Origin of the sequence: Streptomyces sp. NPDC050161, assembly GCF_044460025.1 — a bacterium.
Lineage (GTDB): Bacteria > Actinomycetota > Actinomycetes > Streptomycetales > Streptomycetaceae > Streptomyces.
Window position 1 is genome coordinate 80,635 of the sequence record NZ_JBITJM010000010.1, and the last position, 17,268, is coordinate 97,902.

At 73.2% G+C, this 17,268-nt stretch carries 5 protein-coding genes; all 5 read left to right on the forward strand.

The genetic code is table 11. The annotated features are described in order from the left end of the window. Window positions 1–263 precede the first annotated feature (263 nt). The gene (locus tag ACIBK8_RS18470; RefSeq protein WP_399042912.1) at window positions 264–11,477 is read left to right on the forward strand and encodes a hypothetical protein; all 11,214 of its coding nucleotides are present in this window, start codon (window positions 264–266) and stop codon (window positions 11,475–11,477) included. After that, window positions 11,474–14,140: a right-handed parallel beta-helix repeat-containing protein gene (locus tag ACIBK8_RS18475; protein ID WP_399042913.1), complete on the forward strand. Its 2,667-nt coding sequence runs from the start codon at window positions 11,474–11,476 to the stop codon at window positions 14,138–14,140. The genes ACIBK8_RS18470 and ACIBK8_RS18475 overlap by 4 nt, the downstream gene beginning before the upstream one ends. Window positions 14,141–14,219: 79 nt before the next feature. Continuing rightward, complete coding sequence (locus ACIBK8_RS18480; RefSeq protein WP_399042914.1) at window positions 14,220–15,089, forward strand: ricin-type beta-trefoil lectin domain protein; 870 nt, start codon at window positions 14,220–14,222, stop codon at window positions 15,087–15,089. Window positions 15,090–15,343: 254 nt separating this feature from the next. Then, window positions 15,344–16,222, forward strand: a complete 879-nt coding sequence (locus tag ACIBK8_RS18485; protein ID WP_399043014.1) for an AraC family transcriptional regulator — start codon at window positions 15,344–15,346, stop codon at window positions 16,220–16,222. Window positions 16,223–16,490: 268 nt separating this feature from the next. Next, window positions 16,491–17,174, forward strand: a complete 684-nt coding sequence (locus tag ACIBK8_RS18490) for a dioxygenase (RefSeq protein ID WP_399042915.1) — start codon at window positions 16,491–16,493, stop codon at window positions 17,172–17,174. The last annotated feature ends 94 nt before the right edge of the window (window positions 17,175–17,268 follow it).

Sequence of the window (17,268 nt, forward strand, 5' to 3'; positions counted from 1 at the left end):
GCGGCGTAGCGGCAAATCCTTGCACTGTGTCCACGCACGGCCGGGCCGGATGGTTCACACCGTTTCGGAATTCTTGTCGATCTTTTTGAACCCCACTGCCCTGTGGCGCGTGTATTCCAGTACAGCCCGCTGTACCGACCCCGCACGCACCCACCACCGCACGATCCGGCCACGGCCCCTGTTCACCCCTCCCCCGCACATCACCCCCGCCCCACACACCCCTGCCGCGCCGCCCCGCGCCGGCAGTCGACCAAGGAAGGCCGGTGCCGGCGTTGCCTCGCGAAACGGACTGGAGCGCTCTGGGCCTCGACGCCGACCCCACCCCGGGTGACCCTGCCCGGATCCGGGAGGTCATCTCGGCCCAGGACGAACTGGTGCGGCTGGCCGACACCATCGACTCCGGGCTCACGGAGGTCAAGAACACCTCGGGCGGCGCCTTCGTCGGCAAGACCGGCGACGCGCTGCGCGAGGTCATCGACGGCCATCTGCGCAAGTTCGTCTCGTCGTTCCGCGAGGCGCAGGAGGACGTGCAGGGCGCGCTGCGCACCTACAAGGCGGTCATGGAGGAGCAGCAGGGCCGCGCGGACACCGCGCTCCAGCAGGCCAAGGCGCTGGCCGATGACGACGACGAGGGACGCGAGTCGCTGAAGTCGACGGCCAAGGACGCCGGGGACACCCAGCGCAGCGCGTCGAAGACGGCGGCCAGTACGGTCCGGGCGGCCGGCCAGAAGATCGCCTCGCCGATCGACGCCTGCGACGAGATCATGAAGGCGCTCAGCTGGCTGGCCATCATCCTGATCATCCCCGCCATCATCTTCGGCGGCCCGATCGCGCTGTTCGCCATCGCCCTGAACGTCGCCATCTTCATCAAGACCGCGGTGGACTTCGCCAACGGCGACGCCAGCGCGCTCGATCTGCTGCTGTCCGGGCTCGGCATGATCGCCCCCAGCACCCGCGGCATCCAGCTCACCAAGGTCTTCCAGGGGCTGCGCGGCCTCGGCGCCAAGGGCATCACCGGCATCAAGACGGCGTTCGACTCGTTCAAGAACGTCTTCACCGGGCGCAACTTCCTCAACCTGTCGATCCGGCTGTTCTTCGGCACGGCGGACTTCGCGCGCGGCGCGGCGAGCTGGAGCCGCGGCCTCAACGGCCTCTTCACGCACACCCCGTTCTCACACATCCCGGGATTCGGCGGCCGGGTCTTCACCGGCGGGCTGAACGGCGGCATCCACATCGTCGCGCCGTTCAAGGCGCTCCCGATGATGCTCCCCCAGGGCCTGACCGGCCTGCACTTCGCGGGCGCGCTGGCGTACGGAGCGGTGAAGGGCATCGGCAACGGCGCCAAGTGGATCGGCTCGGGCCTGGCCGCGGCCGGCCGGGGGGTGTGGAACGGGCTGTCCGGGTTCAAGGCCCTGCGGCTGGTGCTGCCCGTGGACGCCGCCGAGATCCAGGCGCTCGGCATCGGCAAGGCCCTGAAGATCGGCTTCATCGACCGTGGTGTGTTCGGCAAGTTCCGCTACGGCGCGCTCGACGCGAGCGGGCGGCTGCTGGGCGGCGCCGGGCCGATCCACCATCTCGCCGGCATCGGCGGCGGCCCGCCCTCGGTGCACATCGACCCGATGAACGACCTGGCGATGGTGCGCTCCGGCGGTTTCGCCGGGCCCGGCACGTTCACGCCGTCGCTCTCGACGCACGGCACGATGACGCCGCCCGCGATGCACTTCGACGGCTCGATCTCGGGCCTCGGCTCCACCAACCTGTCCCTGAACGGTCTCGGCGGCGGGCTCCCCGGCGGGCTCGACCTGCCCGCGGTGCACATCGGCGGCCTGGACGGCGCCCTCGGCGGACTGCCGTCACTCGGCCACCCCGGCGGGCTCGGCCAGTTGCCGACCATGGGTCCGGTCACCCACCTCTCGCCGCCGGCCGGCCTGCACGGCTCGCTGACCGGATCGCTGCCGTCCGGCGTGTCCGCGCCCGTGGCACCCGGCGGTGTGACCGACCTCGGCACCCACGGCCTCGGCTCGGTGTCGGCCGGCCACTTCGGCGTCCCGAGCGGCCTCGGCGACCTGGGCAACATCGGTTCCGGCGCGCGGATCGCGGACGTGCCGGCGATGCGGATGGACGTCGCAGCGCCGACGTCCGCGGTCCCGCACGCACCGGCCGCGGGCCTGGTCGACCTCGGTCACGTCGAGGCGCCGGCCCACGGCATCGGCACCCCCGGCTCGCTCGACCTGCACGCCGGGTCGCTCGCCCCGCCGCCCGCGGTGAGCCGCATCGACCTGCCGGCCACCGGCGGCCAGGCGTCCATCACGCCGCCGGCCGTCGGCCGCATCGAGATGCCCACCACCGGGACGGTCGCATCCGACCTGACCGCACCCGGCCAACTGCACCTGCCCTCCCACGGTTCGGTGACACCGGGCCCGGTGCACGGCATCGGCACCGTCGACCTCGGCGCGGGCGCGGGCGCCGGCCGGGTCGTCGACGTGAACACGGGCCGGCAGTTCGGCGCGGGTCTGGACACCCACGGCGTCACGCCCCCGGCCACGCAGGGCATCACCCCGCCGGCCACCGGCGGCCACGGCATCACACCGCCCGCCGCCACCGAAGGCATCACACCCCCGGCCGTCGCCACCCACGGCATCACGCCGCCCGCCGTCCAGCACGGCGTCACCCCGCCGCCCGCCACCCACGGCATCACCCCGCCCGCCACCGGCGACCGGCTCGCGCCGCCGCCCGCCGTGGGCAGGACGGGCAGCCAGGTGGAGGTGCCAGGGGCCGGGACCACACCGCACGTCCCGCAGCCCGCGGCGGGCGGCACCGACCTGGCCGGGCTCAGCGAACGGCCGGTGCCCACACCTGCCCCCGCCCACAACGCCCACCACGCGCTCGACGCTCCAACAGGCGCTCCCGGCCACCCCGTTGACACCCCTGCCACCGGCGCAGGGGCCTCCGTCCTGGAACCGCCGAAGCTGCCTGACCTGCCCGGAACCGGCGCGCCCGGACACGGCACCCCCGCGCTCGACGGCGCGACGGCCCCGGCCGTACCGCACGCCGTCGGCGGGGTGGAGGCACCCGTCGCCAGGGCCGTCGCCCCGCACACACCCGCCCCGCACACTCCGCAACCGGGCGGCGCGGGCGGCCACGGCCCCGGTGTCGGCTCGGGCGGGGACGTCAAGGGCAAGGCCCCGGTCCGCACCCTGGACACCTTCGCGCAGTGGCGCGAGGACGCGCTCGCCAAGGCCGACGTGTTCCGCAAGCCGGGCGACACCCCCACGGCGTTCGAGGCGCGCAGGGATGCCTGGACGCGGGTGCAGCAGGCCCGGATCGACCACCGCCTGGCGCAGGACCAACTGGACCTGGCGGGCGCCCGTGTGGACGGCCCGTCCACCGGTCCTTCCGTCGGCGAACAGGCCCTGAACGACTTCAAGGCCGCCGAGCAGAACCTGGCCGACGCCAAGGACGCCTTCCGCGCCCACGGCATGGACCCCGACGACATCGGCAAGAAGCTGGCGGCGCTGGACGACGCCTCGCTGAAGGCCCGCCCGAGGCTGCCGGGCGGCACCGGAGGCAGGCCCCCCGTCACCACGGAACTGCCGGGCCAGGGCGGTGTGCTGCTGACGGTGTCGAGGACCGATCCCCCGAAGGTCATGAACGCCGCCGACGAGAGCCTCTTCAAGGTGCACGGCACCCCGCAGGGCTCGAAGTTCACGGTGGAGAAGCTGGACGCGCCGGACGGCAACACGGTCCGCAGCTGGCACTACGTCCGGCTCGGCGGGCTGCGGCCGGCCGGCGAGGACTTCGTCCTCCAGGGCGGCCTCTTCGACGGCTCGCTGCTCAAGACGAGCAAGTCTGGCGGCTCCCTGCTCGACTCGGCGGGCCGCAGCTGGCCGGCCAGGATCGACGGCGACCACGTCATCGTCGCCTCGCCCGGAGGCCCGCAGCGCTACCACTGGTCCGGCGCCTTCGACGAGGCTCCCCCGGCCCCCGCCCCGCACACCGACCCGCCGCCGGCCGCCGCCGGACTCAGCGGCGAGGCCGCCGCGAACTGGGGCAAACACGTCGACCTGGCCCGTATCCACCTGGACCAGGCCGTCAAGAACAGCGAGATCGCCGCCACGATGCGGGACGTCATCGGGGGCGCCTTCACCTCCAAGCGCGGCTTCGGCGGATTCGTCGACCCGATGGCGCTGGAGCGGGGCGACCTGGTGGGCAAGACGCAGAAGTTCCACCAAGTCACCCAGGACCTGCTGTTCACGGGCCCCAACGAGCGGATCACCGTCTACCGCGGGGTGTCCATGGACCCGGCGAGCCAGCAGGCCGACGTCTTCGTCGAGCGGCTGCCGATCTCGACGTCCAACACCTTCGAGTTCCAGCCCGAGTGGGCGAAGAACGGCGTGCTGAGCAACCGCGTCGTCTTCGAGATCGACGTACCGGCCGAGCACGGCAAGCTGTCCATGTCCTACCCGCCGCACTACAAGCCGGGCGCGGGCGAACCGCCCATCATGAGCCCCGACCAGTGGGAGGTCACCCTCCCCCCGACCACTCTGGTCCGCACCGGCGAACCCCGCGTCGAGGGCGGCCTGACGGTCGTTCCGGTCCGCGCCGAACAGATCACGCCCGACCGCTTCGCCTCGGTGATCGGCGAGAAGTGGCCAGGGCTGCCGTCGGGCACCGCCTTCGACGACTTCGGCCGGGCCTTCGCACCGGAGTCGCTGGGCCGCTGGGGCAGCGACTTCGAGAACGTCACCGCGCATGCCACGTTCAGCGAGGACGGACTGGTCCACACGACCACGGTCAGCAAGCCCGGCTACGCGGACGACCTCACCATCACCGTCACCCACCAGCCGGAGAAGAACACCGTCTCGGTCACCTTCACCGACACGGGCGGCACCAAGCTGCTCAACAAGAGCTGGAGCGGCGACGGATTCCGCTACATCGCCGCCGACCTCCAGGGCAACGTCCTGCACAACGCGGAGGAGTTCGCGAAGCTCCCCACACCGGCGAGCTGGAAGGGACAGCCCGACGCACCCACCCCCGGCGGCGGCCACGGCTCCCGCCCCACCGGCGCGGAGCTGGACGCGATCTGGGCCAGGGAATCCGCAGCCAGAGCCGACGTCTTCCGCAACCCCGGCGACACCGACGACATCGTCGACGCCCGCATGAACGCCTGGAACGACGTCCAACACGCGCAGTCCCAACTCGACGACGCCCAGCTCCGCTTCGACACCGAAGGCACCCGGATCGACGGCTCCTCCCGCGGACCTGCCGTCGGCGACCAGGCACACACCGACCTCACCAACGCCCAGGCCAACCTCGACGACGCCAAGGACGCCTTCCGCGCCCACGGCATGGACCCCGACGACATCGGCACCAAACTCGACGACCTCCTCACCACCTCACTCAAGGAACGACCCCGCCTGCTGGGCGGAGCCTCCGGCGCAGGCCGCAGCCTCGGCCGCTTCGACAAGGAAATCCCGGACCTCAACGGCGCGATCGTGCACGCACCGCGCGGCGAAGCCCCTCAGATCCTGGACGCCGCCGACACCGACCACCTCGTGGTCCACGGCGGACCCACCGACCGCCAATTCACCATCCAGCAACTGGATGTGCCCGGCGGCAACCCCGTCCGAAGCTGGCATTACTCCCGCGGCCTCGGACTCAATCTCACCGGACAGGACATCGTCCTGCACGGCGGACCCTTCGACGGATCGACGATCGGCGCGCAGGCCAAGCTCGGCCGGTACACCGCCGGTCCCCTCGACTCGGCCGGCCACAGCTGGCCCGTCAAGATCGACGGCGACAGCATCACCATCGCCTCGCCCGGAGGGCCGCAGCGCTACCACTGGTCCGGCGCCTTCGGCGACGCGCCGTCGGCTCCCGCCCCGCACACCACACCGCCGCCCCCCGCTGCCGGGCTCACCGGAAGGGCCGCCGAGAACTGGGGGTCGCTCATCGACGTGGCCCGCATCCATCTGGGGCACGCGGTCGCCGAGCCCGAGGTCGCCGCCCTGATGCGGGATGTCATCGGGGGCGCCTTCACCTCCAAGCGCGGCTTCGGCGGGTTCGTCAACCCGAGTGCGCTGGAGGGCGGCACTCTCCTCGGGAAGGTCCAGGAGTTCCACCGCATCACCCAGGACCTCCAGTTCGGGGGCCCCAACAAGCAGCTCACCGTCTACCGCGGGGTCTCCATGGACCCGGCGAGCCAGCAGGCCGACCGCTTCATCGAACGGCTGCCGATCTCGACGTCCAACACCTTCGACTTCCAGCCCGAGTGGGCGAAGAACGGCGTGCTGAGCAACCGCGTCGTCTTCGAGATCGACGTGCCCGCCGACCACGGCAAGCTGGCCATGGCCTACCCGCCGCACTACGAGATCAGCCCGCACGATCCGGTGCCGCGCAGCCCCGACCAGTGGGAGATCACGCTCTCCCCCACCACCCTGGTCCGCACCGGGCCCGCCAGGGTCGAGAGCGGCCTGACGGTCGTCCCGGTGCGTGCCGAGGCCATCTCGCCGGACGACTTCGCCGCCGTGCTGAAGGAGGAGTGGCCTGGACTGCCGTCGGGCACCGCCTTCGACGACTTCGGCCGGGCCTTCGAAGCGGATTCACTGGTCCGCTGGAGCGGCTTCGACGATGTCACGGCGCGCTCGGCGTTCAGTGAGGACGGGCTGGTCCACACGGTCACGGTCAACAAGCCGGGATACGCGGACGACCTCACCATCACCGTCACCCACCAGCCCGACCACAACACCGTCGGCCTGGCCTTCACCGATCCGGCCGGCACGAAACTGCTCGACAAGAGCTGGAGCGGCACCGGATTCACCCACATCGCCGCCGACCTGCGCGGCAACGTCCTGCACAACGCGGAGGAGTTCGCGAACCTCCCCACACCGGCAAGCTGGAAGGGACAGCCCGACGCACCCGCCCCCGGCGGCGGCCACGGCTCCCGCCCCACCGGCGCGGAGCTGGACGCCATCTGGGCCAGGGAATCCGCAGCCAGAGCAGACGTGTTCCGCAACCCCGGCGACACCGACGCGATCGTCGACGCCCGCATGGACGCCTGGAACGACGTCCAGCGCGCACAGTCCCAACTCGACGACGCCCAGCTGCGATTCGACACCGAAGGCGCCCGCATCGACGGCTCCTCCCGCGGGCCCAGCGTCGGCGAACAGACACGCACCGACCTCACCAACGCCCAAACCAACCTCGACGACGCCAAGGACGCCTTCCGCGCCCACGGCATGGACCCCGACGAGGTCGGCACCAAACTCGACGACCTCCTCAACACCTCCCTCAAGGAACGGCCCCGACTCCTCGGTGGCGCATCGCACCACCGGCCCCGGCCTGCCGGCGGCCCGTCGTACGAGATGCAGCCGCTGGATCAGGCGGGTGTCCCCGCCCCCCACGAGACGCCCGGCCTGCCGCACGGCACCACACTCGACCCGGCCGTCACCCCGCACCCGCCCCAGGAGACCGCCCCCGCCGCCGGGCACGCAGGCAACGGCCTGCGGCTGACCGGGCCGGACGGCATGACGCAGTTCCGGTTCGTGCACACGGCGCCCGACGGCACCTTCGGTGACGGGGCGCGGGTCGTCTCGACCGACGGTTCCCCGGTGCCGGGCGCGTCCGTCTCCCCGTACGGCGACGGCTTCCGCGTCGAGACGGCCGGCGGGCACCAGGTCTTCGACGCCACCGGGCGTCACACGGCCGACGCCTTCCGGCTGGCCGACGGCCAGGAGACCGTCGGCTTCCTGCACTCGCCCCCGGCCGGCCACGGCGGCGCCCCCGCCGCCCCCACCGGCACCCTGCACGGCCCGGACGGGCACGTCGTCGCGGGTACCGAAGTGGCCGTGCACGGCGACGGGTTCCGCGTGACGGACAACGGCTCGGTGCGGGTCTTCGACGGCTCCGGCGCCCTCGACTTCCGGGCGCTGCGCCTCCAGGACGCGCCGGGCGCCGCCGGCCGGTCCCTGCGGGTGTACGAGCACGGCGCGCTGGACGTCCTGGACTCCGGTCTCCAGCGGGTCGACGGCCTCAAGACGGCCACCCGGCCCGGCGGCGGCTTCCGGGTCGAGGACGCCGACGGCGGCTTCCGGCTCTTCGACGAGAACGGCGCGGTGACCCACGGCGTCACCGTCGACGGCACCACCTTCCATGTGTCCGCGGGCGACGGCAGTCACCTGTACGACGCCGTGCAGCTCTCCGACGCGGTGGGCACCCGCTTCCTGCCGGACAACTCCGCGCAGTTGGTGGACGCGAACCTGTCGGGGACCGGCACCGTCGTCACCCGGCAGGCCGACGGCGGCTTCCGCGTCGACGGCTCCGGGCCGCTGCGCCAGGGCGAGTTCACCACGTACCGGGCCGACGGCAGCCTGCACTCGATGCGGATCAACGTCATCGAGAACGGCGCGGTGAAGCCGGGGCACACCTTCGATGTGGACTTCCCCGCCGCGGCTGCCGACGACGCCGCCGGGGCGACCTGGCGCCGGATCACCCCGCCGCGCGGCGACGCGACGGCCAGCACGTCCGGTGCCACCACCCCCTGGTTCGACTCCGGCACCGTCGGCGACAAGGGCCTGGGCAACGGCCGGATCCAGCTGCTGAGCCACAGCGGCGCCGAGGTCTTCGAGCGCAGGCCACTGCCGGGCGGCGGCTTCCTCGACGCCCAACGCCCCACCGGAAAGGCCACGTTCGGGCGCTTCACGCACCAGCGCACCGACTGGAACGAGGTGCTGCCCGACGGCACCGCAGGCCGCCACGGCAGCCGGCACTTCGGCGAGAGCGGCCGGAGCTGGTTCGACACGGCCGACGGTGTCCGGGTGCGGCACTGGCGGGAGAACCCCGACGGCGGCCATGTGCTGGCCGACCTGGACCGCAGCCCGCTCGCCCAGGGCCTCGGCGGGGACGCCACCACCTGGCACCGCTACGACGCGGACTACCAGCACCTCGCCCAGGGCTCGCGCAGCTGGAGCCCCGGCCGCGGCTGGACCGACACCATGACCAACCCCCGTACCGGCGCGAGCGACCTGGTCCACGAGAAGTTCGGCCGCTTCCACCTGCCCGACGACAACCGCCGCTACCTCCAGTTCGGGATGGACGCCGACGGGACGCTCAAGCGGGACTGGGTGTCGCACTCCGCGCACGGCAAGGAGAACGGCTCGGGCAAGGTCATCGAGGACGGCGGATTCCTGGAGACGCACCGCGTCACCGAGCAGCGACCGCCCGTCTGGACCCGGCGACTGCTGTCCAGCGTCGACGGGCACACCTTCGACCACACCGCCTGGCTGAAGTCCGACAGCGGCTTCCAGCTGCACACCTGGAAGCACACCCCGGCCGGCGGCACCGCGCCGACCAGCAGCGGACTGCGGCTCGTCGGACGGGACTCCTCCACCCTGGACATCGCCATGGACGGCAGCGTCGTCCGCGGCACCCACCCGCTGTCCAACGGCGCGACGCTGACCGTGGGCGATGTGCCGCTGCCCACGAACGTACGGGCACAGGACGGCTATCTGCCCTGGTCGGAAGGGGAGGACGGGCTCCAGGGGCACCGTACGTTCCACTCCGGTGACTTCCAGGAAACCCCCGCGGGCACCGGGCACGGGGAGCTGCGCTGGCAGGACCGGCACACCGTCGACCCGCCCGGCGGCGACTGGTACACGCCGCACCCGGCGGGCACCGGCGGCGGGCAGGAATGGCACGTCATCCGGGAGGGGTTCGCGGACGGCACGGTCGTCGAGTACCGCAACCCGCCGCGCCCTGCCGTGGCCGCGGACGACGCCGGTGCGGCGCTCGGCCGGGCCGACATCAGGACCGGCGGCGACTGGACCCGCTTCGACCACCAGGGCGCGATCGTCGGCCGCAAGGACAGCTGGCCGAGCGGCGCCGACGGCACGTTCGACAGGACCGTCACCGCGGAAGGGCCCGCCGGTTCGGCGAAGGTCACCTGGGTGGACGACGTCACCGGGGATGAGGGTGTCCGCGTGCAGTCGGCGGGCGGCGGCACCGGGCGCTACTGGGACGCGGCGTCCTACCAGGACTTCGACGCGGCGGGCCAACTGGTCCGCGACCACCGCCTGTTGGGCGACGGTACGCACGTGGACGCCTGGCGGGTGGCGGGCGAGGACGGCGCGCCGCCCACCTGGCACTGGAACAAGGTCGACAAGGACGGCCACGTCATGGAGTTCGGCGGCGGGCCCGGCGACCGGGTGCGCACCTGGAGCGACGCGGCGGGCAACCGCCTCGACGACTGGCGGGCGGGGGCGCGCTGGAGCGACCACGTCGGCGGCGCCGAAGGCCGGGTGGTCCAGGAGATCCCCGCCGCCCCGAGGTCGGGCTCCGCCTTCCAGGACCTGCTCGGTGACACCCCGGTACGGGTGCGCGAGTACCAGGAGACGCCCACCGGGACGCACACCTCAGGTGAGTGGAAGGAGTTCGAGGCCGGCGGCGCCGTCCGCACCAGGACGCGGCTCGATGACGGCACGTTCCTGGAGTCCGACGAGTGGAACAAGCAGTGGCGGCGCTTCGGCGGCTCCGACGGGCACACGCTGCTCTCCGAGCGGACCATGTCCGGGTACGTGTGGGAGCGCGACAGCTTCGGCAGGATGACGCTGGTCGGCCGGGAGAACGACTTCCGCGGCTGGTTCACGGAGTTCCGCGGCAACAGCAGGATGCTGCGCGAGCCGAACCGTTCCCAGTGGTCGGGGCACGCGGCGGGCGAGTCGCTGTACACGCCGTTCGTGCAGAAGGCCGGCACCCAGATGCTGGTGGAGTTCGCCCAGGAGTTCACCCTGGACTTCGTCGTCGGCCTGATCGTCAACGCGATCGCGGCGGAGATCTCCGGCCGCGAGTTCACCTGGACCGACGTCGCCAAGGCCGCGTTCGGCGCCGCCATCGGCTCCACCGTCAAGATCGGGGTGACCGGGATGCACGACATGGCGGGCCGTGGCGGCGCCCTCAAGACCGGTGCGGGCAACGTCGATTCGGGCCGTCCCTTCGCCCGGCCGCCGCAGAGCGACGACACCTGGTCGTCGGAGTGGGCGGGCAACGAGAAGGTCACCCGCTGGCGGGCCGGCACGTACGATTTCAGTGTGGGCATCACCTCGGGTCTGGTCTCCGGCCTCATCGTCGGGGCCGCGGGATCCGCCATCTTCGGCGTGTACGACGCCAACGGCAATGTCGTCCACCTCTCCGGCACGGACGCGCTCACCGAGGGCGGCATCGGCATGGCGTCGGGGCTGGTGGGCGGCATCAGCATGGGCGCGGCGAAGACCGTGCTCCAGCACAGTATGGCGGGCCGGTTCTACCACCGGCAGGGCTTCGCCGACATCTTCCTGGTGGGCGGCGTCAGCAAGTTCGCCGACAAGATGCTCGGCGGCCTGATCATCACGCCCACGCTGCGCGCCGACGACCCGCCGGACTGGCAGCACCCGGACCCCGCGCCCACCGAGGACCCGCACCACCCGCAGGAGAGCACAGGATGACGAACCCCGCCGTGTACCGCGTCGCCGCCCGGGGGCGGGGGACCTACCGGACGATCTCCGACGCGGTCGCCGCCGTCCCCGCGGGCGCCGCCGTCACCGTCGCACCGGGCGAGTACCCGGAGCACGTACGCCTGGAGCGCCGGGTGGTGCTGGTGCCCGAGCAGGGGCCTGGGACCGTCGTCATCCGGCCGTCGCAGGGGCCCGCGCTGAGCGTCGCGGCGCCCGACTGCGCGGTGCGGCAACTGACGCTGCACGGCGCCGATCCCGCCCAGGCGCTGGTGCGCGTCGAGGACGCGGCGGGCCTGGTCCTGGAGGACTGCGCGCTGACCCACGGCCGGGTCGAGGTGCTGGGCCGGCCGGACGGCGCGGACCAGGCCGCGGGCGGCGACACCCCGGACGCGGACGCCGGGGCGCTCGACGCGCTGCGCGGCGACCTCGCCGCCGACCTGGTGGAGGACCTGCGGGATCCCACCACGGGCGGCGTGCTGGTGTGGCGGCGTACCCGGCTGCACGGTGCGCGGCACGCGGCGCTGCACGTCAGCGGCGACGCCAGGGCCCGCATCGAGGACGGCGTGATCGACGCCGTCGACGGCATCGGCGTGGTGCTGTCAGGGACCGCCCGGGTGGTGGCCGACGGGCTGCGGATCACCGCGAGTTCGGGGTCGGCGCTGCGGTCCCGCGGCGCCTCCCGGCTGGCGGTGCGCGACGCGCGGCTGATCAGGCCGGGACGCAACGGGCTGCTGGCCCAGGACCACTCCCAGGTCGTCCTGGACGACTGCCGGATCGAGGGCGCGGCGGCCACCGGCGTGCAGGCCGAGCACGAGGCGCGGGTCGATCTCACCGGGTGCCGGGTGGTGGCCGCGGGCGGCAGCGCGCTGGCGTCGGGCGGCGCGGCCCGGCTGACCGCGCACGACTGCCGCGTCGTGTCGCCCGCGGCCAACGGCGCGCTGGCGCTGGGCGACAGCGCGCTGCGGATGGCCGACTGCTCGGTGTCGGGGTCCGGGTTCAGCGCCCTGCACCTCGGCGAGCGGGCGCACGGCACCTTCACCGGTTGCCGGGTGTCGGGCACCGACGAGCACGCGCTGGCCGTGGTGGACGAGGCCCGCGCGCACGCCGCCGACACCACGCTGGGCGGCGCCGCGATGTGCGGTGTCCAGGTGGCGATGGGCGGCGCGGCGGTGCTCAAGGGCTGCCGCGTGGACGGCGGTGACAGTGGCGTGCGCCTGCTGTCGGCCGAGGAGTCGGAGCTGTCCGAGACCACCGTCACCGGGCAGCGCAGGACCGGCGTCGAGCTGGGCCCCGGCGCCCGCGCCCGGCTGACCGGCACCCGCGTCGCGGACGTGGGCAGCGCCGGGGTGACGGTCGCCACCGGCGCCCGGCTGCGGATGGACGGCGGCGGCGTGTTCCGGGCGGGCGGCACCGCGCTGGTTCTGTGGAAGGACACCGACTGCCAGGTCAGCGGCGTACGGATCGACACCACGGGCAAGAACGGCATCCTCGTCGGCGAGGACGCGGGCGGCACCTTCGAGTACTGCGACGTCCGCGGCAGCACCTTCCCCGCCCTGCACATCGGCGAGCGGGCCGATCCGCTCTTCCGCGGCTGCCGGATCTTCGACTGCGCGCAGGACGTGGGCACCGCGGAGGGAGCGGCGGCGGTCTTCGAGGACTGTGCGGCCCACCGTGTGGAGACGGCGGTGCTGCCGTCCGTGGCCAACGCCGGAGCCGGGGCGCCCGGCAGGCCCGGTGCCGCCGGAGCCCCGGTGGCCGCGACGGGCGGCGGGGACGGCGGCGAGGCGTCCGACGAGGCGGAGCTCGCCGATGAGGGCGCCCCCGAGGAGGAGCCCGAGACCCTGGACGACCTGCTGACCGAGCTGGGCGAACTGGTCGGCCTGGAACGGGTCAAGAGCGATGTCGGCGGCATGGTCAAGCTGATGCAGACGGTCCGCAGGCGGCGCGAGGCCGGGCTGCCCGCGCCGCCGCTCAGCCGCCACCTGGTGTTCGCGGGCAACCCTGGCACCGGCAAGACCACCGTCGCCCGGCTGTACGGCAGGCTCCTCAAGGCGCTCGGGCTGCTGGCCGTCGGGCATCTGGTGGAGGTGGACCGCAGCGCCCTGGTCGGCGAGTACGTCGGGCACACCGGTCCGAAGACCATCGAGGCGTTCAACCGGGCCCGCGGCGGCGTGCTGTTCATCGACGAGGCGTACTCGCTGGCGCCCGCGGTGGCGGGCAACGACTTCGGTACCGAGGCCATCGCGACGCTGGTCAAGCTGATGGAGGACCAGCGCGACGAGGTGGTGGTCATCGCGGCCGGCTACCCGGACGACATGGACCGCTTCATCGGCTCCAACCCCGGCCTGTCCTCCCGCTTCTCGCGCACGCTGCTGTTCGAGGACTACACGTCCGACGAGCTGGTGCACATCGTGGAGCACCACGCCGAGCGCCACGCCTACCGGCTCAGTGAGGACGCCAGGCAGGCACTGTCCGGGCACTTCGCCTCGATTCCGCGCAACGTCAGGTTCGGCAACGGCCGTACCGCGCGCCAGGTGTTCCAGGAGATGACCGAACGCCAGGCGATGCGGGTGTCCGAACTGACCTCGCCGGACGCCGACGCCCTGATGCGGCTGTCCGAACACGACATGCCGGACCGGGCCCCCGCCCCCTGACCCGCGGTCGCCACCCCGACCGCCCCGATCCGTTCACCACTTCCCCGCCCGCCATCCGTCCCGACCGTCGGAGGACCCCGTGCCACCGGACACCCCCAACTCCCCCCAGCCACCCGGGAAATCACCGGACGGCTTCTCCCGCACCTTCGCCCGCGACCCCGGCAGGGCGCGCATCGGCCTGCTCCCCGAGCGGCGGGTGTGGGTCGCCCTCGGCTCGGCCGCCGGTCTTGTCGCCGCCGTCGCGCTGCTCGCCCCGCTGGCCCAGCAGGGCCTGAAGATGAGCGCCGACGACACCCGGGTCGCCGCGGCCGATGTGCAGAGCCCGTCGCCCGAGCCCGTCGCGTCGAAGTCGGCGGGCGCCTCCCCGTCCGCCTCGCCCGAGCACACCAAGGCGTCCCCGAAGCCGGAGAAGAAGGCCACCCAGGAGCCGGCCGAACAGCCGGCCGCGCCGCCCGCGCAGCCGAAGCACAAGGACCCCGCCCCGCCCCCGAAGAGCACGCACAACGACTCCGCGCCCAAGGGCGGCGCCAAGGGGAACCCGCCGCACCCCGCCAAGATCAGTGGCCCGTCCGGCGCCATCACCGGCATGAACGGCACCTGCCTGGACGTGGCCTACGGCAGGTCGGCCAACGGCACCCAGGTCCAGGTGCACGGCTGCAACGGCGCGCCCGCCCAGAAGTTCACCATGGCGTCGGACGGCACCGTGCGCGCCGTCGGCAAGTGCATGGACGTCGTGAACGGTGCCACGTCCGACGGTTCGCTCATCCACCTGTGGGACTGCAACGGCAGCCCCTCGCAGCAGTGGGTGTTCTCCCCGGCCAACGACCTGGTGAACAGGCAGGCCGACAAGTGCCTGGACATCCGTGCCGCCAACACGTCGGACGGCACCCGGGTCCAGATCGCCAACTGCTCGGGGAACCCCGCGCAGAAGTGGAACGGACCGGCCTGACCGTCCGCGCGCCGGGCCGGCCCACCGGCCGGCCCGGCCGCCACGCGCCACCGCTGCCGCCTCCGTGGCCGCCTCCGTGGCCGCCTCCGTGGCCGAGAAGACGGCCTTGCGCCCGCTCGTAGGGTGAGCCCGTGCCCAGACGGAGCGAACAGACCAGGCCCCCGCGCGGCGGACGCGTAGCGGGCCCCGCACCGGACGTCTTCGTGCCGCGCGGCTGTTCCAACGACGAAGGACCGGCGGACGACCCGGTACCGCTGCACCGGCTCGACGTGCCGGCCCCGCATCTCCTCCCGTTCGCCGTCGGCTCGTTCGACACCATCGGCCCGCTCTCCCGCGCCGACTTCCCGCACCGGCACACGTTCTACGAGATCGCGTACGTCACCGGCGGCTCGGGTCACCACGTCATCGACCTGGCCCGGTGGCCGTTACGCCCGCCGCAGTTGAGCTTCATCGTGCCGGGGCAGGTCCACCACTGGGACCGGGTCCGTGACCTGCGCGGCTGGGTGATCCTGTTCACCGAGGACTTCCTGCTGGCGCACCCCGGCGACCGGTACACGCTGGCGAAGCTCGGCGAACGGCCCCCGCTCCAGGTCGATCCCGCCGCGGCGCTGCGGCTGACCGGGCTGGTGCGGGAGATGGTCCAGGAGTGCGCCGAGCGGGCCGACGCGTTCACCTCGGTGCTCCAGGCGCAGGTGCACATCCTGGCGGCACGGGCCCTGCGGCTGCCGGGCGCGTCCCGCCCCGAGCCCGCCACGGGCCGTCAGGCGCCGGTGGCCAGGGAGTTCACCCGGCTGCTCGCCCGACCCGGCTCCGCGGGCAGGACCGTGCAGTCGTACGCCGATGAACTGGGCGTATCGGTGGGGCACTTGGCGGATGTGGTCAAGCGCAGCACCGGCCGCACGCCGGGCCGGATCATCCGGCACGCACAGACGGTGGAGGCCAAGCGGCTGCTCTCCAGCACCCGCCTGAGCGTGGCCCAGGTGGCCCGCCGGGTGGGCTTCGCCGACCCCGCCTACTTCTGCCGCTTCTTCCGCCGCGAAACCGGCGTGAGCCCCGGCGACTTCCGCCGCACGGCGGGCGGGGACGGACCTGACGAAGCGGCGGGCGGGGGCGGCGCGATGTGCCCGGCGTGACCCGTCCGGCTCCCGGCGGAACGGGCACTGCCGTACGGGCTGCCGTACGGGCACTTCCGTACGGGCACTTCGCGCGGCCTCCGGAACGGCCGCCGCGGAATTCACCATGACCCCCGAGGGAAGTCCATGGCCCGGCCCGCGGCGCCGCCCTAGCGTGTGACCTCGTCAGCAAGCGTCATCGGCAGGGACGGCCGGACGTCCGGTGTCCCCGGTGTCCTGCCCCCATGGGCCGGCCCTGCCCCCTCCCCTCGCCCCACAGGAGCGTGTGATGGACGACGAAAGCCGCCGCAGTCAGGACGCCGGGGCGGACCGCCCCAAGAGCCTGATCAGCCGCAAGAACGTGCTCAGGGCCGCCGTCGCGGCCGTGCCGCTGCCGATGCTGCTCGGCGGGGTCGCGCTGGCCCGCGACAACCGGCCCGCCGGCCGCCCGCTCACCCCCACGCCGTACTGCGACGACGGCGACGACCCGACGCCGCCGCAGATCGAGGGCCCGTACTTCAAGCCGGACTCGCCACTGCGGTCCTCGCTCGTCGAGCCCGGCACCGTCGGGACGCCGCTCACGGTGAGCGGCTTCGTCTTCGGACTGACCTGCCGCCCGCTGCCCGACGTGCTCCTCGACTGGTGGCAGGCGGACGACAGCGGCGCATACGACAACGAGGGATTCGGCTTCCGCGGCCACCAGTTCACCGACGAGCGCGGCGCCTTCACCCTCACCACGATCGTGCCCGGCCTGTACCCGGGACGCACCCGGCACCTGCACGTGAAGGTCCAGGCTCCGGGCAACCCGATCCTCACCACCCAGCTGTACTTCCCCGGCGAGCCGCGCAACGAGACCGACCCGATCTTCGATCCCGACCTGCTGATGAACGTGCGCCAGGCGGGCCCGGGGAAGGAGGCCACGTTCGACTTCGTCCTGAAGACGGACGAGGCCGCCGCCCCGCGGCGCCGCTGACCGGGCGGAAGCGCCCGGGGCGCTGCGGGCGGTACCGGTGAGGGTCCGGAGCCCCGGGCCGCCGCTTCCGCAGTAGGATCGACGGCGTTGCTCT

Coding starts and splice junctions, on each gene's coding strand:
- ACIBK8_RS18490 (WP_399042915.1), top strand. CDS start 16,491: ATGGACGACGAAAGCCGCCGCAGTCAGGACGCCGGGGCGGACCGCCCC.
- ACIBK8_RS18475 (WP_399042913.1), top strand. CDS start 11,474: ATGACGAACCCCGCCGTGTACCGCGTCGCCGCCCGGGGGCGGGGGACC.